The organism is Solibacillus daqui (genome assembly GCF_028747805.1).
Lineage (GTDB): Bacteria > Bacillota > Bacilli > Bacillales_A > Planococcaceae > Solibacillus > Solibacillus daqui.
The window spans coordinates 3,203,250-3,224,648 of sequence record NZ_CP114887.1 but is presented as its reverse complement, the minus strand read 5'-3'; the positions used below and the strand labels follow the sequence as shown (position 1 = coordinate 3,224,648).

17 protein-coding genes are annotated in these 21,399 nt (G+C 36.3%); 11 read left to right on the top strand and 6 right to left on the bottom strand.

All coding sequences use genetic code 11. The annotated features are described in order from the left end of the window. The first annotated feature begins 4 nt into the window (after positions 1–4). The 9 genes from O7776_RS15885 (at position 5) to O7776_RS15845 (ending at position 9,159) form a co-directional block, all read left to right on the top strand. Positions 5–883, top strand: a complete 879-nt coding sequence (locus O7776_RS15885) for a carbohydrate ABC transporter permease (RefSeq protein ID WP_274307934.1) — start codon at positions 5–7, stop codon at positions 881–883. Positions 884–901: 18 nt separating this feature from the next. Beyond that, positions 902–2,524 carry an extracellular solute-binding protein gene (locus O7776_RS15880; RefSeq protein WP_274307933.1) on the top strand — a complete coding sequence of 541 codons (1,623 nt, stop codon included), beginning with the start codon at positions 902–904 and terminating at the stop codon, positions 2,522–2,524. A gap of 153 nt (positions 2,525–2,677) precedes the next feature. Further along, positions 2,678–3,328 (top strand): YesL family protein, encoded by a 651-nt coding sequence (locus O7776_RS15875; RefSeq protein ID WP_274307932.1) that lies wholly within the window; start codon positions 2,678–2,680, stop codon positions 3,326–3,328. Positions 3,329–3,348: 20 nt separating this feature from the next. Beyond that, entirely contained in the window at positions 3,349–4,530 is a 1,182-nt protein-coding gene (gene nagA / locus O7776_RS15870; RefSeq protein ID WP_274307931.1) for an N-acetylglucosamine-6-phosphate deacetylase, read from the top strand. A gap of 128 nt (positions 4,531–4,658) precedes the next feature. Next, positions 4,659–5,390 (top strand): GntR family transcriptional regulator, encoded by a 732-nt coding sequence (locus O7776_RS15865; protein ID WP_274307930.1) that lies wholly within the window; start codon positions 4,659–4,661, stop codon positions 5,388–5,390. Positions 5,391–5,462: 72 nt separating this feature from the next. Then, positions 5,463–6,305: a class II fructose-bisphosphate aldolase gene (locus O7776_RS15860; protein ID WP_274307929.1), complete on the top strand. Its 843-nt coding sequence runs from the start codon at positions 5,463–5,465 to the stop codon at positions 6,303–6,305. Beyond that, on the top strand, positions 6,302–7,240 hold the full coding sequence (gene pfkB / locus O7776_RS15855; protein ID WP_274307928.1) for a 1-phosphofructokinase: 939 nt from the start codon (positions 6,302–6,304) through the stop codon (positions 7,238–7,240). Before O7776_RS15860 ends, pfkB begins: the two co-directional genes overlap by 4 nt. A 10-nt stretch (positions 7,241–7,250) precedes the next feature. Next, the gene (locus tag O7776_RS15850; RefSeq protein ID WP_274307927.1) at positions 7,251–8,267 is read left to right on the top strand and encodes an SIS domain-containing protein; all 1,017 of its coding nucleotides are present in this window, start codon (positions 7,251–7,253) and stop codon (positions 8,265–8,267) included. 16 nt (positions 8,268–8,283) lie between these two features. Next, positions 8,284–9,159, top strand: a complete 876-nt coding sequence (locus O7776_RS15845; RefSeq protein WP_274307926.1) for an ROK family protein — start codon at positions 8,284–8,286, stop codon at positions 9,157–9,159. 222 nt (positions 9,160–9,381) lie between these two features. Here the strand turns inward: O7776_RS15845 and O7776_RS15840 are convergent, their stop codons facing one another. The 3 genes from O7776_RS15840 to O7776_RS15830 all read right to left on the bottom strand — a co-directional run bounded on the left by O7776_RS15840 (position 9,382) and on the right by O7776_RS15830 (position 13,072). Continuing rightward, the gene (locus O7776_RS15840) at positions 9,382–9,909 is read right to left on the bottom strand and encodes a DUF2179 domain-containing protein (protein ID WP_274307925.1); all 528 of its coding nucleotides are present in this window, start codon (positions 9,907–9,909) and stop codon (positions 9,382–9,384) included. An 81-nt stretch (positions 9,910–9,990) separates the two neighbouring features. Continuing rightward, entirely contained in the window at positions 9,991–10,749 is a 759-nt protein-coding gene (locus O7776_RS15835; RefSeq protein ID WP_274307924.1) for an ABC transporter ATP-binding protein, read from the bottom strand. Positions 10,750–10,753: 4 nt separating this feature from the next. Then, positions 10,754–13,072, bottom strand: coding sequence for an ABC transporter permease (locus O7776_RS15830; protein ID WP_274307923.1), 2,319 nt, complete (start codon positions 13,070–13,072; stop codon positions 10,754–10,756). A gap of 303 nt (positions 13,073–13,375) precedes the next feature. Between O7776_RS15830 and O7776_RS15825 the strand changes: the two genes are divergently transcribed. Together O7776_RS15825 and O7776_RS15820 are read left to right on the top strand one after the other, a co-directional pair. Beyond that, entirely contained in the window at positions 13,376–15,967 is a 2,592-nt protein-coding gene (locus O7776_RS15825; RefSeq protein ID WP_274307922.1) for a cation-translocating P-type ATPase, read from the top strand. A gap of 121 nt (positions 15,968–16,088) precedes the next feature. Then, positions 16,089–16,361: a YqhV family protein gene (locus O7776_RS15820; protein ID WP_274307921.1), complete on the top strand. Its 273-nt coding sequence runs from the start codon at positions 16,089–16,091 to the stop codon at positions 16,359–16,361. Between the two features lie 203 nt (positions 16,362–16,564). On the opposite strand, the gene O7776_RS15815 is transcribed toward O7776_RS15820, so the two are convergent. The 3 genes from O7776_RS15815 to O7776_RS15805 form a co-directional block, all read right to left on the bottom strand. Next, complete coding sequence (locus O7776_RS15815) at positions 16,565–17,359, bottom strand: DUF2935 domain-containing protein (protein WP_274310526.1); 795 nt, start codon at positions 17,357–17,359, stop codon at positions 16,565–16,567. Between the two features lie 188 nt (positions 17,360–17,547). Beyond that, complete coding sequence (locus tag O7776_RS15810) at positions 17,548–19,629, bottom strand: DUF2339 domain-containing protein (protein WP_274307920.1); 2,082 nt, start codon at positions 19,627–19,629, stop codon at positions 17,548–17,550. 351 nt (positions 19,630–19,980) lie between these two features. After that, positions 19,981–21,303, bottom strand: a complete 1,323-nt coding sequence (locus O7776_RS15805; protein WP_274307919.1) for a helix-turn-helix domain-containing protein — start codon at positions 21,301–21,303, stop codon at positions 19,981–19,983. Positions 21,304–21,399: the final 96 nt, after the last annotated feature.

Here is a 21,399-nt window from a genome sequence, read left to right as displayed (position 1 = left end):
AAATGTGAAAGAAACAAGAGGCGATCGAGCGTTTACGGTATTTAATTACATTTTCTTAGCAATTGTTGCGCTTGTAGTGCTTTATCCGTTGATATTTGTACTAAGTGCATCACTTAGTAATCCAGAGTATGTTCTTTCAGGTGATATGTGGCTATGGCCAAAAGAATTTACTGTAGAGGCATATGAAAAAGTATTTCAAAATAAAGACATTATAAACGGTTTTATTAATACCTTAAAATACACATTTTTCGGTACGCTATTGAACATTGTTATGACCATTTGTGCAGCCTATCCTCTATCAAGAAGAGAGTTAAAAGGAAAAGGCGTTATTATGGCATTTATGGTATTCACGATGTTTTTCAGTGGAGGGTTAATCCCAACCTATTTACTTATTCGTGATTTAGGGATGATTAATACGTTCTGGGTAATGATTATTCCAAATGCGGTTGCCGTATGGAACATTATTATTATGCGTACATTCTTCCAATCTATCCCACATGAACTAGAGGAATCTGCAACGATCGATGGTGCTGGTCATTTCCGAATTTTGTGGAGTGTCGTATTACCTCTATCAATGCCAGTTATGGCTGTAATGGTTCTATTTTATGCAGTAGGACATTGGAACTCGTATTTCCAAGCATTAATTTACTTGCAAGACCAAAGCAAATTTCCACTCCAACTTATACTGAGACAAATCTTAATTCAAGGGCAAGTAGACGATATGATCAAATCGACTTCAGAAAGCTTACTTTCTCAAAAACTTAGCATTGAAGGTTTGAAATATGCTGTTTTAATTGTAGCCAACCTCCCAATGCTTATGCTTTATCCGTTCTTACAAAAATATTTTGTAAAAGGTGTCATGATTGGTTCACTAAAAGGTTAAAGAATAGGAGAGATTATAATGACAGTAAAAAAGAGACGAGTATATGGTGCAGTAGCAAGTATGATGTTAGCGGCAAGCCTATTAGGAGCATGCTCGGATAAAGAAAGTGGTAGTGAATATGAGCCTAGTGCCAATGCTGATAAGGTCAATGAAACAGGCATGCCAATCGTGAATGAAAAGATTGAAGTGGATGCCTTTGCAGCAAAATTTTTCTCATCACAAGATTGGGATAATTTAATGTTATGGCAAGAATTTGAGAAAATGTCTAACATTCATATGAATTGGACAACTGTACAAACAGATGCATTGGCAGAGAAAAGGAACTTGTTGTTAGCTGCAGGAGATTATCCAGAGGTTTTCTTTGCATCTGCATTTTCAAAAACAGATTTAATTAAATACGGTCAACAAGGCGTGTTTTTAGCACTAGATGATTATATTGATAAATATGCACCAAATTTCCAAGCAATCTTAGAAAAATATCCGAGTGTTAAACAAGGTATCAAAATGGCGGACGGCAAAATATATGGCTTCCCAGCAATTTTTGACCCAGGATTTGATTCTCTACATTTAGGAATGCCTTGGATTAACCAAACATGGCTTGATAAATTGGGCTTAAAATCTCCTGAAACGACGGACGAATTATATGAAGTGTTGAAAGCATTTAAAGAACAAGACCCGAATGGGAACGGCATACAGGACGAGCAAGGTTGGGGAACAGGCTATGGTATTAAATACCTAATGGATTCCCTAAAAGGTTCTTTCGGATTAAATAAGCAAGGGACAATGAATCCGAATTTAGACTTTAAAGAAGGAACAGAAGAGTTCCGTTTCGTGCCAACAACAGATGAATACAAGCAAATGCTTCAATATGTAAATAAGCTTTATACTGAAGGGTTAATTAACAAGGATGTGTTTACCGTAGAAATACACACCTTTGCTGCTGAAGCTACTAAAGGGAATTTCGGTATGCTAAGCGATATAGATCCGAAAGAGGTCTTTAAATTAGACGATTATGTAGGGGCACAAGTGTTAGAAGGACCGAATGGTGATCGTCAATATACTGCGGTGTCAAATGGTCTTGGTAACTTAGGGATGTTCGTTCTTACAGATAAAGCGGAAAATCCTGAAGCAATGGTACGCTGGATTGACCACTTATATGGGGACGAAGGAAATAAAATGTTCTTTATGGGCTTTGAAGGCGTAACGTATGAAGAAGATGCGGAAGGAAACGTCAAATATTTAGATACGATTACGAACAATCCAGAGGGTAAAACAATGGACCAAGCGATCAGTGAATATTTAACATGGCCAGGTGGTTATTATCCAGGTATCGTTACACAGAAATTCTTCCAAGGTGCAGAATCAAAAGAAAATTCTGTGAAGAATGCAGCGCAAGTAAAACCATACGCACTAAAACAAGAAGATATTATTCCAGGTCTAAACTATACTGTTGAGGAAAATGATAAGGTGTCGGCAATTTTAACAGATATCAATACGTATATCGACGAAAGTATAGCGGGCTTCATTACAGGAAAAACAAGTTTCGATAAGTGGGATGACTACAAGAAAACACTCGAAAAAATGGGCTTAGAAGACTATATGGAAATTGCTCAAGGTGCATATGACCGTACAAAAGAATAATGCAATACCACTCTATCAGTAAATCAATGGATGGTTGATCACCAAAAGTGGGGACCTCCCAATGAAGCAAGTTATATTAATACGGAATGTGAATGAGACATGCACGACTCTATAGGTCGTGCATGTAATTTCAATTGTAAGGAGGCAAAGTACATGACATTTGAAGGGTGGAAAGGGAAGTTATACTCGATTGTTGAATTGATTACTTTACTGGCTGTATTGCAGCTAATGTGGATTGGTTTAACATTACTTGGACTTGTACTATTTGGAGTAACACCGGCGTCAGTTGCGATGTTTACTACTTTACGTAAAAGATTGCAAGGAGAAGACCGTTTAAAACAACTTGTAAAAACATACTGGGATACATATAAAGTTGAGTTTATTCCATCAAATAAAATTGGAATTATAATAATTGCTGTTGGTTACTTTTTAACGATTAACTTTCAAATCATTTCAACATTCCAGGGTATGATGGGTTTAATTTCTCTTACAATATTTATAACGATTAGTATTATATATGGCGTAATGGTGCTAAACATATTCCAAATTTACGCTCACTATGAGTTACCTTACTTCCGTTACTTTGCCGTGTCGATTTTATTTAGTATTGCATATCCACTCCAAATGATTGGATCAATAGTGGGGCTTACGATCCTCTATCTTATTTTTACTTGGATACCTGGCTTATTGCCGTTTTTCGGTATAAGTGTAACAGCTTTATTTTTAACTTGGATGTCGTCTAATATTTTCAAAAAGAAGGCAGAGGCAGAAAGTCGATTAGAAGTTACAACACAAACACATTGAACCGATGAAGAGGTGACAAGATGAATAAGACAACATATATCATTCATGCAAATATTGTAATGGAAGATCGAATTATAACAAATGGTTTTTTACAAATTACAGATAAAAAGATTACAATAATTGATTTCATGGACAATTTCCCATTGCTAGCAGGGTCTGAAGAAATTATTGATTGTCAGCAGCAAGGGTATATTATTCCAGGGATGATTGATATCCATGTCCATGGTGCAGTTGGATATGATTTTATGGATGGCGACATAGAAAGTTATGAAAAAATCGCTAAATACTTGGCAAGTGAAGGTGTAACAGCATTTTTAGCGACGACGATGTCTTGTCCAATGGTAGAAATAGAAGCAGCTATCGACGCATTAGCTTTATATAAAAAGGAGCAGCCCGAAGCTGTGTCTGAAATGATCGGTATCCATCTTGAAGGTCCGTTTATTAACCGTTCAAAAAAAGGTGCACAGCCAGAGGGAGCGATACTAAAGCCGGATGCTACTCAATTTAATTATTTATACGAAAAGTCCAATCGAGACATTAAACTTGTCACTTTTGCACCCGAAGAAGATATCAACTTTGAATTTCTTCAGACTTTAACGGATAAAAATGTCATTGCTTCGATTGGACATTCTGATGCTGATTATGACATGACGAATCGTGCCATAAAGGCTGGTGTCACACATGCTACTCATTTGTTCAATGGAATGAGAGGAATCCATCACCGTGATCCAGGTGTGGTAGGTGCAGTTCTGTTAGATGAAGAAGTTTATGTGGAAATTATTCCAGATAATATCCATTTCCACAAAGATTTATTAATAATGGTTCACAAATTAAAAGGATTGACGCGAATGCTTGTCATTACAGATGGTATGCGTGCAAAAGGAATGCCAGATGGGATTTATACATTAGGTGGAGAAGAAGTAGAAGTATTCGACAACCACTGTATACAACGGAAAACAGGCTCTTTAGCGGGGAGTGTTTTAAATATGAATGAAGCCAGGAAAAATGTAGAGGAATGGTTACATCTATCCATGATAGAACAAACACATCTCGTTTCTTTAAATCAAGCAACTCATTTAGGGATAGCTGACCAAAAAGGCTCACTTGCTGTAGGGAAAGATGCAGAAATTGTTTGGCTGAATGCCGATGGAGAAATTGAAAAAACCTTCTGCTCAGGTAATATCGCTTTTGAAAAAGTGTAGGAATGGACCCATCAATAGGAAGCAATAGTAATCAATTACGAATCAATGTTTTAGAAGTGAGGAATTTCGTACCGAAGAAAGGAAAAGGGTATAATGGTTAAAATACCCTAAAAAAGGATGATTAAAAGATGAAACCATTAGATCAAGCTAGTGTAATACCATTGTATCATCAGTTGAAACAAAGGTTATCTACTAAAATTCAATCGGGTGAGTGGAAGCCAGAGGATAAAATTGACTCTGAAAATCAACTGATGGAAATATTCCATGTTAGCCGTAATACAGTAAAAAAAGCAATTGAGGACTTAGTACAAGAGGGGAAATTATACAGAATTCAAGGAAAAGGCACGTTCGTTTCTAAACCAAGATTCGAACAATCACTCAGTGGCTTTTATAGTTTTAGCCGAGTGTTACAGGAAAAGGGGTTAAACCCACGAGATGAAGTACTCGTCATTCAGGAACTATATCCGTCGACTAAAGTAAAAAATGCCCTTGAATTACAGGAAGATGAGCAGGTCATTGAAATAAAACGACTGCGCTTTGCAGATAATGAACCAATTGTATTGGAATCTTCTTTTTTACCGAAAAGTATTATTAATGATAGTGAATTATTACAAGAGGTTAGTTCCTCCTCTTTGTATAGCTTATTAGCACAACGATTTAACATTAGTGTTGTGAGAGCAAAGGAAGCATTTGAGCCAGTCCTTATTAAGGAAGAAGAGGCTCGTTTCCTGAAAACAGAAACAGGCAAACCAGCTTTATTATTAGAACGTACCGCATTTGATACATTAGGAAAACCAGTGGAATTTTGCATTTCGATCGTGAGAGGCGACCGTTGTAGATTCTATACTGAACTAAATTGAATTCATTGAGATGTCCTGTAAATTTTTTTAACTTTAGTTATACCAACAACCCAAACTTGGAGGAAGCTTATTATGCCATTAGTAACGACGAAAGAAATGTTAGCGGATGCTTACCAAAATAATTATGCCATTGGTGCTTTTGGAGCGCATAATTTAGAAATTATTAAAGCGATTATTGCAGGAGCAGAAAAAGAAGGGGCACCAGTTATTTTACAAACGACCTCTAGTACGTATCAATATGTTGGAATGCCGTATATGATAGCACTTGCCAAGGCGGCAGCTGAACAAGCAAAAGTACCAGTAGCCTTACATTTGGATCATGGTGAATCATTAAAAGTCGTTATGGAATGTTTACGAGCAGGTTATACGTCTGTGATGATTGACGGTTCAAAATTACCTTTTGAAGAAAATATAAACCTTGTTAAAAAGGTAGTAGAGGTTGCGAGTGCAATAAATGTACCTGTAGAAGCAGAGCTAGGAACAATTGGTGGTGTAGAAGATGACCTAGTTGTTGATGAAAAAAATGCCTTCTTCACAGACCCGCATTTAGCTGAACGTTTTGTTAAGGAAACAGGAATCCAATCATTTGCCCCGGCATTTGGTACAGCACATGGGAAATATAAACAAGAACCGAAACTTCAATTTGAATTATTAGAACAAATTCATCGTGTGACAAATGTTCCATTAGTAATGCACGGAGCTTCTGGTGTATCAGAAGAGAGTGTACGTAAGTCTTTGAATTATGGAATTGCAAAGGTCAATTTCTCAACAGAACTAAAAGATTTATTTGCTGAACAACTAAGAGCATTCTTCATAGAAAATCCAAATGAGAACGATCCAAGAAAGTATTTCCTTCCAGCACGTGAAGCAATTATTAAGTTAGTAGAACAAAAGATTGTGATGTTACAAAAATGATAACAACTGTTACATTAAATGCTGCGATTGACCAAGTTTATGAAATGAATTCTTTCGTAATGGGTCAAACAAATCGTGTAATGCAGAAATTTCAACAAGGTGGCGGAAAAGGGATAAATGTTGCACGTGTTATTAAAGCACTTGATGGAGATGTATTAATCGGTGGATTTATTGGTGGATTAAATGGAGAAAAAATTAAAGTATCTCTTCAAGAACAGAGACTGCCAACAAGTTTTATACAAATAGAAGGCGAAAGTCGGATTTGTCTAACTGTGACAGACTACCAAACAAAGGAAATGACTGAACTTTTAGAAGAGGGTCCGACAATACAGCCGCATGAATGGAAAGAAATGTTGCGATGGGTTGAAGTTCAAGCGGAAAGTTCGGAATATTTAGTACTTTCTGGCAGCCTACCGAAAGGGCTACCATCAAATGCGTATGCAACGATTATTCATCACTTAAAACAAAAAGGTGTTCGTGTCGCCCTTGATACGAGTGGAGAGGCATTAAAGCAAGGTATTGAAGCAATTCCATTTGCCATTAAGCCGAATGAAGACGAAATTAGTCAATTGATTGGAAAGCCAGTAGAGAAGCAAGAAGATCTTATTCAAGCTGGTGAAAAGCTACGAGATTTAGGGATTGAGCATGTATGTTTTTCATTAGGGGAAAAAGGTGCTTTATTTATTAATTCTACGGGTATTTATCAAGTAAATGCCCCAAAAATAAATGTAGTAAATACAGTTGGTAGCGGTGATGCTTTTTTAGCGGGATTAATCTTTAAACTATCTCAAGGCGCCAGCGATGAAGAAGCGTACAGATGGGCGGTTGCTTGTGGTTCCGTGAATGCTGGAGAGAAAGAAATTGCGAAAGTACAAAAGGAATCAGTTGAACGCTTACTAAAAGAGCTACAAGTTACAAATATTAAAGAGAAATAGGAGCATGATTATGTACACATATAATGAGATTATGACTCAAGCAGAAAAGTTAGAAAAAACGAGAGAGATTGTTCAAGCGCAGACATTTAATGATATAGAAGTTGACATTACACTGTTTACAGGATGCGGAACATCATTTTATTTAGCAATTGCAGCGGCACGTTATTATCAATCTGCAACTGGGAAAATTGCTGTGGCAGTACCTGCATCTGAATTGTTTTTACACAAAGATACACATATTTTACCTAATAAAAAATATAATCTAATCGGTATTTCACGCTCAGGAACAACTTCAGAAATTATTATGGCGTTAGAGCATTTGAAGGGTGATAAAAATATACGATCAATGGCTGTAACATGTAACGGGAATACACCAATGGCTAATGCAGCAGATGAAGTGATCGCACTAGATCATATTTCAGAAAAAAGTGTTGTCATGACTCAATCATTTTCGAATATGCTCTATGCCCTACAATTGTATGCAGCAAAGAAAAGCGAGCGGTCAGATTTAATGGACCAATTAGAAAAAATTCCAGCACTTGTAAAAGTAGCTTTAGAAAATGGAGAGCCATTAAAGCAAGTAACAGAGGACAAAAACAAAACACGTTTTATCTTTTTAGGGTCAGGAGCATATAATGGCCTGGCTAAAGAAGCAACATTAAAGCTTAAGGAAATGACGCAAACGGAATGTGAAAGTTATTCTAATTTAGAATTCCGACATGGTCCAATTTCTATTGTAGATAATGAAACTGTGATTATCTTATTTACTCAAAAGGAAACACAAAACTTCGATCAAGCATTAATTAAAGATATTCAAAAGCTTGGTGGAATTGTTGTTGTAATCGGTGTTGCATCTGAGCAATTAGAAGCAGATGTAATTATTAAGCTTTCGGATAATTTGGATGACTTAAATCGCCTAGTGGAGGTAGTACCATATTTCCAACTACTAGCATACCAACGTGCGATCTTTAAAGGTTTTGATCCTGATAAACCACGTAACTTAACACAGGTTGTAAACCTATCTTAAAATAGGCGGTGAACGGATGAGTTATACATTAGTAGCAGATGTTGGTGGAACAAAATTAGCAACAGCTATTTTTAATAAAGAGCAACAATTAATGTCTAAACTAGAGGTTCCTAGTGATACTTCCAGTCGAGAGGCGTTATATCAAAGTTTAGTGAAAAGTTTTGAACAACTTTGTACAGAAAAGGCTATTTCATTTGATGAAATTTCCAAAGTAAGTATCGGTTTACCGGGTATTGTAGATATCGAAAAAGGCATAGCCGTTTACCAAAATAACATCCCTTGGGCTAACTTTCCTATTTGTGATTGTTTAGCAGAGGTGTTTCATAAAGCCGAAGTTAAAATGGATAACGATGTATACATGGCTACCTGGGGAGAGTATTGTGCTAGGTCATTTTCTAAGGAAACTATGGTTTATGTAACATTGAGTACAGGTATTTCTTGCTGTACGATCGTAAATGGTGAGTTTCTTAGAGGAACTGGATTAGCTGGCGAAATAGGTTTTCATATTTTAGATAGTGAAGGGCGTACTTTAGAACAAACGGTAGCTGGGCCGACAATTGAGAAAGTAGGAAGGGATTTACTGGGGAATCCTGAAATTACACTGAAAGAAATGATGGAACTTTACTATCAAGGTAATGCGATAGTTGGGACAATTTTAGAGCCATTAATTCAAGCAATGGTAAAACAATTGCACCAAATGATTCTATTGCTCGACCCACATTGTATCGTTTTGGGGGGCGGTTTTTTCAATCATCACCCTAAAGTGATAGAACAACTAAAATTACTATTACAACAAAGTTTTGCTGAAACACCTTTTGCAGAGAAGGAACAAATTATTGAAAGTAGTCTTAATAAAGGGGAAGCAGGACTTTTTGGTGCAGCAGCAAAATAATACTGTAATGCATCAGTTGTATGAACAATTATAAGAATTAATTACGATATTAAAATAGAGGAAGGGCTTTACATGGCAAAGACTGTGTAGAGCTCTTCTTTTGTAAGCACTCATGATTCCAATATTTGCACCTACTGAAACAGTGGCAAAACCAACAATGGCATCAAGATTCAAAAGAAAAAACTTAGTGCAATGGCTGACACTAAGTTTAGGGAGTACTTGCTATTGATGTTTCTTATGTTGCTTCATACGTTTGACTAAAAATCCACCTTTGAATGACTTTGGCTCATAGGAAATAATAAAGGCACTCGGTTCATGGTGTTCGACAAGCATAAATAATTCTTTCTCACGGTTACGTTTCGTTAAGATTTCGTATTTAAAACGTTGACTGTCGCGTCCTTCGCCAATATAAGTTGTGACTGCAAAACCTTCTTCGCGAATTACCTTGATCAATTGCTCATTACGACTTTGCGTATTAATCGTTACGTAAATATAGCCAATCGCAAGCTTTTGCTCGATGCGCGTTCCGATAATAATTCCAAGACCAAACCCGACTGCATAAACGACCATTGCGAGAAATCCTTGATCCCCACTGAATACGAGCGAAAGACCAAACACATAAATTAGCATTTCTACAATTCCAATGAGTGCTGCGAGCATCGTAATATTCTTAACAAGGAATATCGTACGAAGCGTAAATAACGGGACATATATAAGTTGAAGTAGTAATATGAGTAAAATTTCTTTCAATAGAATCGAATCCTTTTCTAGAGAGTATGCACACAAGGGTGAAATTTTTGCATTGGGTGCATTATTTTATTTATATAGTCTTTATACCCCAATTTCCCGCATTTTAACGATTATTTTTTCAACTCTCTCATCAATATTAGTTCCATCAAACTTCGGTAGCTTCATTTCATTCACAATTTTTCCATCCCGCATAAATAGAACTCGCTCTGTTCGCGCTGCAACCTTTGCATCGTGAGTCACGAGCATGATGGTCGTACCTTCTGCGTTGATTTCAGAAAATAGGTCCATTATCTCCTCGGCAGATTTAGAATTAAGCGCACCGGTAGGCTCATCACCGAAAATGATTTTTGGATTATTCATTAGTGCTCGGCAAATACCTGCACGTTGAAGTTGACCTCCTGAAACCTGTGTAATATCACGTGCTTCAAGCTCAGAAATACCGACTTTTTTCATAAGCACACGTGCCTTCTTTATAATTTTTTCGGCATTTTTTCGATCGCCATGGATTGCTGGAAGAATAATGTTATCTAGAATATTCAGGTTCTTGAGTAATGTAGGATGTTGAAAAACAAAGCCCATTTTTAATCGACGTATATCAGAAAGTTTTTCCTCGTTTATCTCAGATAAATCTTTGTTGTCAAAAATGACTTTTCCACTATTAACGAAATCTGTTCCGCTTAGTGCAAACATTAATGTGGATTTTCCTGATCCTGATGGACCCATTATCGCGACAAACTCGCTTTTATTTATTTCAACGGATACTTCGTCTAAAACATTCCGTATTTCATTGCCCTCACCAAAGGATTTTACTATATGTTCAGCGCTCACAATTGTATTCATATACTTACCCCTTTATATTTTCAGAAATTTTTATTCGTCCAGCGTCAGAAGTACCAAGGACTGTCGCGATAAGTACTATGCACATCATTAGCAGTGGAACAAATAGGTATGCCTTCAGTAAATCAATTTCGAACGTAAACGAAGACGCTCCAAATGAGGAAATCACTAAACCTGCAAGTATCTCTCCGAGAGTGTTTGCTAGAAGTGTTCCTAGAATAATACCGACTAGTACAACTAATATCGATCTTGAAACATATTGCACTTTTATATCGGCGTTTTTGAAGCCTAATGATTTCATGACAGCAATCGAATATCGATCCTTTGCGACAAGAAGTTTCATAAATAGCAGAGTTACTAACACTGTTATATTTAGCGCAATGACTATTGCAGCTTTGGATGCGAGCTTTACTGAGCTAATTGTAGAACCAAATGTTTGCAGTACATATTCATCCACATTTGACACTTTAGCGAAGTTAAAACTATCCTTGTACTCCGAAACCTTTTTTGCTAGTAAAGTTGAATTTGAAATCTCAGCGCAGATAATGCTCCACACGATGTCTGCTGAATTGTCAGCAAATGTGGCCTTTGCAGTTTTCCCACCGTTCGTAATGTCCGAATAGATGCCGCTTACTACTAGCTCTTTGTTCTTACCAGCAATCATAAGTGTCATGACATCCCCAACTTTTTTGTTCAACTCATCTGCGTTCATCGTCGAAAGGGCAATTTCATTTTCTGATTTAGGCTCTCTACCGGTTGAATATTCAATAGGGAATGTTAAATGGTTACCAAGTTCAATTTTTATATTTTCTTCCGATCCATCTGCCATTTTCACTTTAAAAAGCTTTGTTGTATAAACAGCATAATTCTTAATGGTAGGATCATTACTTATCTTCTTAGAAATTGCATCAGCTTTTTCGGAAATATTGTTTGTTTGCTGAATGTCTATTCGCATATCGTAGTTACCAATCCCCATATATCCAATGAAACTCTTGGAGGAAATCGTGTTGTACAGATTTAGAGGAACAATGATAATAAATGATGCAATCACGAACACTGACAGCATCGTAGCATAAAGCCTTTTTCTTGCAAGAACATCCTTAATACCTAAAAAAACATTTGTGTTAAGGAACCTATTTTTGCTTAACATAAAACGCTTTGTACCCACACTTTTTTCTTGTGAAAAGCCAAAGCGAATGGCCTCCGCGACGGATATTTTTCGAAATCGTTTTAGTACACCTTTTACATAGGCGATAATTAAAAAGAATACAAGTGAAATACCGAGCAGCCCTAAAGCTGTGGCAATAGAGGAGTTTTCACTTTCCCCCATATAGAGGCGTATATTTTCAAGAAGCATGCCTTTAAAGAAGAGAGATAGTAAAAAGCCGAGGACACTCCCTACTAAGGCGATTACTACGTACTTAGTAAGATAAATCTTTTGGATATCCGAGACACGCAATCCAATAGCCTTCATAACGCCAATTTCGTGGTAGTCGTCTTCGATCTTTGCTAAAAGTGTAAAGCGTATACACATAAATGAGATGCTAACGACTAGCGTACTGATAAGAAGTATGACGGCAATCATCATGCCATCTGATAGTGCGTTCATTATTTTAAAGAGTTTATAAGTAACGGTTGGTCCATTTGCTTCTAGCCCTGCAGAGGCATAAGCCGTTTCAAATGCACTCAGCTTTGATAAATCCTTCAATCTGAATTCAATTAAATACTCTAGACTACCAACATTTTTTAATTTCTCGTAATCTCGTTCACTAACAAGAAATCTTTTTGAGGCAGATAGGGTGGAATTCATCTGTGAATCACGAAGAAATCCAGCAACGGTCAATTCCTTTCCGCCTATGATTGCCTTGTCACCAATCTTCGTTGTTTCGTCCCGCATGTAATTGATTGGCACATACAGCTCGCCATCAGCTACATGTATGACGTTTCCATCAAGGTCAAGTACATAATCAAACTTTTTATTTTGAGTACTGAAGCCATTATCCTGAACATTCCCTGCAAGTGAACGATCCCCTAAAATTATCTGAGCCCCATCAATGTTAAGAAATTCAGCTATTTGAAATTCGTCAACATTGTGATGTTGCTCTGCGAAAGTAATAAGCCTCGAAGTATCAATTTCTCCTGAATGCATCTGCATAAAATGAGGTGTTTTCGCTTTAGTCATTAGGGTATCAAGCGCACCTGATAAATTGACCATAAGTATCGCAGCGAGAGAAACAAGCATAGCTGCCGAAGCAACAAATAACACAGTTGTCAGCGTAATTAATTTACTCTTTAACATGTCATTACGGATTATTTTGAAATACATAAATCACCTCCTTTTATATATACAGGAGGAAATTTCCAAAAGTTTCATTTTTTTAAACTAATAGCGCAACAGGGTACACAAATATTTTTTTAGTGCAATTCAAGGGGACTTTTAGATTTTCTAAATGGGGATTAACATTTTTTTACGGAGGTAAGATGTAAGCCAATATTTGTTTTATGATTTTTTCTTGCTAAATATATTCATTTTAACAAATAAACTCTCATACAGTGGTCTTGTGAGAGTTCTCACTTGTAAGGACCTTCGCTATTTTGCAACACTCAATAAACTTGAAGGAGGTTTCTCGTGAATTTACAAGAATATTACCGAGCATCCGTACAAGAGGTAATGAAAAAGTTAGACGTAACGCAACATGGATTAACAGATTACGAAGTTCGTTATCGACATAAAAAGTATGGTTATAACGAACTGAAAGAAGGTAAACCGAAAAATGTTATTCAAGTTTTATTGGAGCAATTTCAAGATTTTTTAGTCATCATTTTAATTGCTGCTGCAATTATTTCTATATTTCTTGGAGATGTGGGAAGTTCTCTAGTCATTATAGTAGTGATTGTTTTAAATGCAATTTTGGGAACGGTTCAGCATGTAAAAGCCGAAAAGTCGTTAAACAGTTTAAAAGCAATGTCGGCACCCGTCTCAAAAGTAAAGCGTGGTGGAGAAGTTATTGAAGTACCATCAAGAGATGTTATCGTTGGGGACCTGCTCATTTTAGAAGCTGGGGATTTTATTAGTGCAGATGGTAGGGTGATTGAAAGTTATAGTCTGCAATTAAACGAAAGTTCATTAACAGGTGAATCATTAGCGATTGATAAAAACGCAAATATAATTCACGAAACAGATATTGCACTTGGAGATAAGAAGAATATGGTTTTCTCTGGTAGTTTTGTAACGAGTGGCAGAGGAAAAGCGATTGTTACTTCTATCGGAATGAGCACAGAGATTGGGAAAATTGCGAATTTACTCGAGAATGCACAAGAGAAAAAAACGCCATTACAAGTCAGTCTTGACCGTTTTGGAAAACGTCTTGCACTTGGCATTATCATAATTTGTCTCATTATATTTGGACTGGATCTTATTCGAGGTCGTGAGTTAGTTGATTCCTTTATGTTCGCTGTTTCATTAGCTGTTGCGGCGATTCCAGAAGCACTAAGTTCGATTGTGACAATTGTTCTTGCTGTGGGGACTCAAAATATGGCAAAAGAAAATGCCATTATTCGTAAATTACATGCAGTAGAAAGTTTAGGGAGTGTGTCAATAATCTGTTCAGATAAAACCGGGACACTTACACAAAATAAAATGACTGTTCAACAGGTGTATACAGGAGAGCAGATTTTTTCTTATGACCAGTTGCAACTGGTCAATCCGCAACATAAAAAATTGCTCGATTTGGCAATGCTCTGCAATGACTCCGTTATATTCGAGGATAAACAAATAGGTGATCCAACAGAATTAGCCCTTGTAAAATTAGGTCGCGAATATCACTTGAATGAGCAAGTGATACGTGGTCTCCATCACCGTGTTGGTGAAATACCTTTTGATTCCACTCGGAAATTAATGAGTACAGTTAATCGAATGGGGAGTCATTACGTGATGATTACAAAAGGAGCAGTGGATGTGCTTCTCCCACGTATTAGTCGAATCCATTCAAGTAATAGTTCAGTTATTACGAATCAACAATTAGAAAGAATTAATCAGGTAAATCAAACCTTTTCAAATGCTGGGTTAAGGGTAATTGCAATTACGTATAAAGATGTATTTTCTTCTAATATAAGTGAAAAAGATGAGCAAGATTTAACATTTGTCGGTTTAATAGCCATGATGGATCCTCCTCGTGAAGAATCTGCACAAGCAGTTGCTGATTGTATCAAGGCGGGCATCAAACCTGTCATGATTACAGGGGATCATAAAATTACTGCAGTAGCGATAGCAGAGCAACTTGGTATTTTAAAAGACCCTACTGAAGCAATTGAAGGGAAGGAAATTGAAAATCTCTCTGATAGAGAACTGATGGCTCAGGTAGAAAAGATCTCTGTTTATGCACGTGTCACACCGGAACATAAAATCCGCATTGTAAAGGCTTGGCAAGAAAAAGGACATGTTGTTGCGATGACGGGAGATGGTGTAAATGATGCACCAGCATTAAAACAAGCTGAAATTGGTGTAGCAATGGGCAAATCAGGAACAGAAGTGGCAAAAGATGCTTCAGCTATGATTTTAACCGATGATAATTTTTTAACCATCGTTAAATCCATCTCAAATGGTCGAAGTATTTACGCAAATATTAAAAATGCTATTAAATTTCTATTATCTGGGAACGCTGGAGCGATTATTGTGGTTTTATATGCAACACTTCTTGCGTTACCAGCTCCATTTCTACCTATTCATCTATTGTTTATAAATTTATTAACAGATAGTTTACCAGCGATTGCCATTGGTTTAGAGCCTCATAATAAAAAGCTCATGAAGGAACGGCCACGAAACATAAATGAGCCGCTGTTAAATAAAAAATTTGTTTCCCAAGTAGGATTTGAAGGGGCGATTATTGCAGCAGTCACTATCATAGCATTCCAAATTGGGCTATCGTCTGGTGATACAGGAGTAGCGACAACGATGGCATTTGCAACATTATGTTTATCAAGGCTCATACACGGATTTAATTGCCGCTCGGAAGAATCTATTTTTAAACTAGGAATCTTCTCCAATTTAGTTGTTTGGATTGCTTTTTTAATCGGATTTTCATTACTTAACTTCGTACTAATTACAGGATTTTTTGAAGTAGCAGATTTGAACAACTTTCAATACCTAATGATTTATGGGTTATCATTGATTCCGCTAATTATTATTCAGCTTGAGAAACTATTTTTTAGGGCTAGTTAGTTAATTATTTAAATAGGCATCGCTAAATTAAGCGAGCAGGTTCTTAACCTTACCTAAAGTCTTTCAAAAACTAAAGAATTATTGGCATTGCATATGTTAGGTGTGAATAATAGCGGGGGATGTGGAAGTTATTGAAACGGCACTTCTGTTAATCATTTTACTAAGAATCTTTTCAGGTAGTATAGATATAACGGCCGCTGCATTAATGTATAAATTCAATGATTTAGAAAAGGCCTTTTATATCAATACTTTACTTGCCTTAGTGGGCCCAGTTGTTTTAATTGTAACTACAGGAATAGCATTATTTGGTCTAGCTGAAAAAATTTCTTTGATAAGAATAATTAGTCTATTTTGTGGGATTTTTCTTATTCTTTTTAGTTTGAGAGCTGAGTGAGTATGCTAAACTTTTAATTTTTCATATATTTAGGAAATATAGCTCATTTAAGAAAGATTTTCATGCCTAGTGACATAATAGGCGGACCAGCTGCCCACCAGACAAACTTAAAAAGGCATTCCGTTTTAGCACGAATGCCTTTTTATTAGGTGTTAAAGTGGAAATTGACTCAATGTTTTGTTCTATTGGATATGGGCAATTATTTATTTTAGGGAAGTAAGGTGGTCTTCAAATGCATCGATAATATGAAGGAAATGGTCGGCTTCGCGGTATACATGGTCTGCGAGAAGTGCTGGAATATTACTTTTTATGCGACAAGCTTCAATTAATTCTCTCGCCGTTTTTTTGAAATCACGCAATGCCACAACAGAAACGCGATTTTGGTCAAGAAATTGGTCTAAAAGTGATGGGGTTTCAGATTGAGGACGCATATGATCTAAATCTTGCGCTTGGAATAGTAGTTGGTCGAAATCATTGCTAAATTCACGTGCTTGATCGACTAATTTTCGCTCAGAAGGATCCATTAAGTGACCGATGAATTTCGAATGATCGGCCATAATTTTTAGGAAGAACACATTTTCTTTAATAATGGCTTCGGGTAAAGGAATTAATTTGCCTTCGTTTAATTCTTTTAATCGTTTCGCAAAGTAATAGGCTTCCCGACTTGTATGATCGACTAATAACGGCATATTGTTACTAACGATTTTACAGCTTAAAATTAATCCGAGTACTTTTCGTTTATAAGCCCAAATATACGTGGTCGCTTGGTACACCTGCATGTTAAATTGCTTAATGACTTGGGGATCTGTTTGTTCGTTATATTGATACGCTTGCTCTTCAATTTGTTCAAATACAGGGATAAAATATTTGGCTTCATTTATGAGCTCTGTTTGATCAGCGGTGAACCCAAGACTTAAAAAGAAAGCATGTTCCTTCATTATTCGAGACCAAAATCGTATTTCCTCTAAGGATTGCGTCACAAATGTAGGAATTACTATCCCTCCTCAAATATTAGTAATCATTGCATAGTGTATTCGAAGGATTCTAGATTCATGCTCAAGTAAAAAAATGTTATAAAGAAGTGAATAGCGATACGGCAAAAGGATATGCAACACGGCTAGAGTATGTTCCTATCAAAAAATAGCCCTAACAAAATCGTCAAGGCTACTTTAAAACAAACATGCACTTAATCGGCTTTTCCTTTTCCTAAAAGCTTATTTGAAATCACAAGCCCGATTGCACCGATTAAAATAAATAAAATTGAACGGATAAGAATATCAAGTTCGGATAAATCGAAGAAAATCATTTTAATTATCCCAAAAAATAGTAGGATAATGCCGGTTAATTTTAGCTGTCGGTAGCTTCGTTTTGCTGCTAAAAAGAGCGCTAAACAAGCAATAATAAAAATCGAAACAGTATTAAAAATTACAGCTGTGCTCCAATTAATTAACTCATTAAAATTCATAAAGTGTGTAACATTAAAGAGCCAAATAATCGAAATAATCATTCCGACAAACGTGAATTGCTCTGTATAACGAACGGAGAGAGGTTCGTAATTTTTGTGAATTCTACCATTCCTCCATAAATCTGCAATAACAAACCAATAAATCGCAATATATAAAATGCGGGTGATGAGTGCGACTGTAATTGCACGTTCATCAATCCAAACTGTTGACATTAAAACGAGTGCTGCAAATCCGTAAATCCCCGTAGAAAAGACGGGAAGCAACCGACCAATTTTTGTACGATTTCCGATAAGAATCAGTGCAAGACCAATTGCAATCGCACTAAATAGGAAGTATGAAGTAAATTGAAGTGGCATATATGTCCAATCCATTTTCCAAATGTAAAGAAGGGCGACCACATATAAGAGACATGGGTAAACATCCTCTAAACCGATCAGCCATTTTTTGTCTTCAATCGGTGTATGCTCATAGTGGCGAAGTATCCGGTATAATACAAAGAGCATGATAGTGACGAGCACAAAAGTCAAATGCTCTATAGAGAAAAATGGCTGAACTGTATAAAACACAAGAACGAAAAATGAAAGGATCGAAAACGTAACTCCTTGCAAATATTTCATGAACACGATCGTATGTTTCAATGCAAGGAGCAACCCTGCAAATGACACAATAATCATTAAAAGTAACATGACCTCACTTGAAATATTGAGCTGTGCAATAAAGTTTAGAATTGTGATGATAAATAATGTACCGAACATGTCGATTAATAGGCGGACCTCACGTTTAAATACGATGTATAAAGAACTCGCTAAAATCCCAAGTAAGAGAACGAGCACCAGAAGCAGGGCGACCTCTTTTTGTAAAAGCATCGCGTTTATTAGTGATAAAATAATGATCGTAAAGCTAAATAGCATACTAGCATTTTTCTTACTTTTACTAGAATATAAGCGTAAAAAGCTTCCTAAAAAGACGCTATATAACGTAACAATTGCGAGTGCGAAAAAGACGTTTTGCTCGCTATGGAATATAAAAACGATTCCAAATGCCAAAATCGAAAAAGCCATCCCGATATAGAGTGCTTTGCGTTGTGTATGCTTCCAAATAACAACCTGCACAAACGTGAACAGCAACACGATGAAAACACCGATAATTAGTGCGCTAAATTTCATATATTCGAGTAAATACGGTAGTAATAAAGAGGTAAATATAACGAGAGTGGTTAATGCTTCATTTCCTTTTACGTAACTAATCCAAACCCCATACGCAATGTAGACAAGTGCGATAATAAGTGCAACGTATAGATTAAGGACGTCATATAAAATGGCACCAGCTGCGGTCACTAAAATCCCCACAATAAATGCACCACCATAGAGTGATAAGGCGACAATACGTGATCCTTTTTGCCTTTTCTCCATCATAAACGCACATATACCGAGACCAATTGATAAGGCAAAACCACCGATTATTTTTATACTGTCTGATAAAAAGCCGTAATCACTCACAAGCTTCAAGCCCCACAGAACACCGAGCACTAAAATGACCATAAAAATTCTTGGCAATGCCCTTGTAAATGTTTCTTCAAGTGAGCGTTTTTCCTTTTTAGGAGCGCCTTTTTCTTGGACTATAGTTGTTTCTTTTTGGACGGGCTGTTTTGGAGAAACGATAATTTTTGCTACCTCTTTTTTAATAGGTACAATTTGCTCGAACCTTACATGCTCTTTTAAATGCTGCACTTCTGTACGTAATGTGTGAAGTTCTCGTTCAAGTGTATCAATCCGTTCTAGCAACTTTGAGTCTTTTTCCATACAATTCACCTCTTTCAATGAAAGTAATGTCACTTGAATAATGTAATTTTCCATTTTAGTTCAACGTATGTAAAGCGTCTTATGAAAATTCCCTCTTTTGTATGTGCTAAATAAATGAAGATATAGTGTAAATATCAAATTAATGTTATTGATAGGTTTGCCAAAATTACCGATTCATCAACAGCCGGAACTTTTACATAACTACATACCTTGATCAAAAAGTATCCAAGCAACATGTGCAAAATAGCCAACTATCCGCAAAAAAATTAGGATAGTTGGCTATTCATCGTGCGTACCCAAAGGTATAACAATAGGTTATTGGAATAAAATTGTTTGTGCACCCAATACAGATTAATCCATCTCTTTATGCAAAGATATCTTATAAACTTTAGGCGGACGGCCTTTTACGTGCAAAAGTTTCTTTTCTAATACAGTTGCGTAACCTGTTTCATGTAATCTATTTAACATACGATTTGCCGTTCTGATAGAGATTGATAAATGGGCTGCTAAATCTTCCGCAATGACTTCATCTGTCTTTAATTTCTCCAACACAGCGCTAATTTTTTGGAGTTGAAATAGCGCAAGATGTGTCTGTTCTGCCACTTCATTTAATACGGTATCACTCGTTGTCGTCGCAAGTTGGCTTTGACCATCTAGTGGACCAATGGCTTGATTTTCCTTTGTCAGCACATAGCTTTGCGTGAATGCACCTTGACAAAATGTCGTTGCTTTTTCTGCTTGTAAGCGTGATTCATCTAATGTTTTTCCGATACCCCATCCAATTTTCACCTTGAAAGGAAGCTCCTTTTGCAGGAAATTTGTAAGAGAACAAGACTTCAAGTTGCTTGTGATTGTTAACAAATCGATGTAATTCGTAATAATTTCATAATGAATCGCGCTTTTAAAGGTGATTAATGGAATACCGAGTTCACGATTAAAATCTAAAATCGCTTTATATAATGCGATTTGGCGATATTCAATTTCATGTGCATCATTTTGAGCTGCTGAGAAAATAAGGTGACCCGTTACGACTTGGCTATTTGTTAACTGTACTAGTTCAATTTCCTTTATTAGCTTCGTTAACGTAATGGACATACTATATTTAGTTGGTACGACTAAGATCGGCTCAATATTATCATCTTTTAAATAGTGATGTAGATTCGTTAAGCGCGTAAAGGAATAGCGTACTTTCTTTTCTCGCCACAGCGATAGATGGCGATTACTTACAATATCATAAGCATCTGGATGACCGAATATGTCGATTGTATCACTTAAAATATATGGGAAATCTTCCTGTGGTAGCCAATTTTTTAAGTCCAAATAATTATTTTCATTGTAGATAAAATCAATAACAGATTCCTTCCAAGAAAAACTCGGGTCTTTATACTGAATTTCAGCCATTTTATAATAAAAATCCCTTTGTAAAATATCAAAAAACGTTCGGGGTATAAAATTAGCCTCGTTAGGAAGCTTACTTTGAATATGTAAATAGGGTATCTGACCGCTAAATGCAATGCCATCATACTTATTTGCATGCTCCACAAATAAATTTTCTAGTTCAGTTAATGAGTGATAAAAATAAAAATCAAATGCCACATTATCAAATTTTAGCTGCTTAATTTTCTCCATCCAAACGTAAGAATACTCCGTAGAAAAGATTAATATTTTGTACAATTTTAAATTCCTCCTATTTTCCCTATTGTATAAATTTTCAGTTTAGTATAAATTGATTTAAAGACATTGTAAAAATGTGTCCGTAAACAAGGGGGA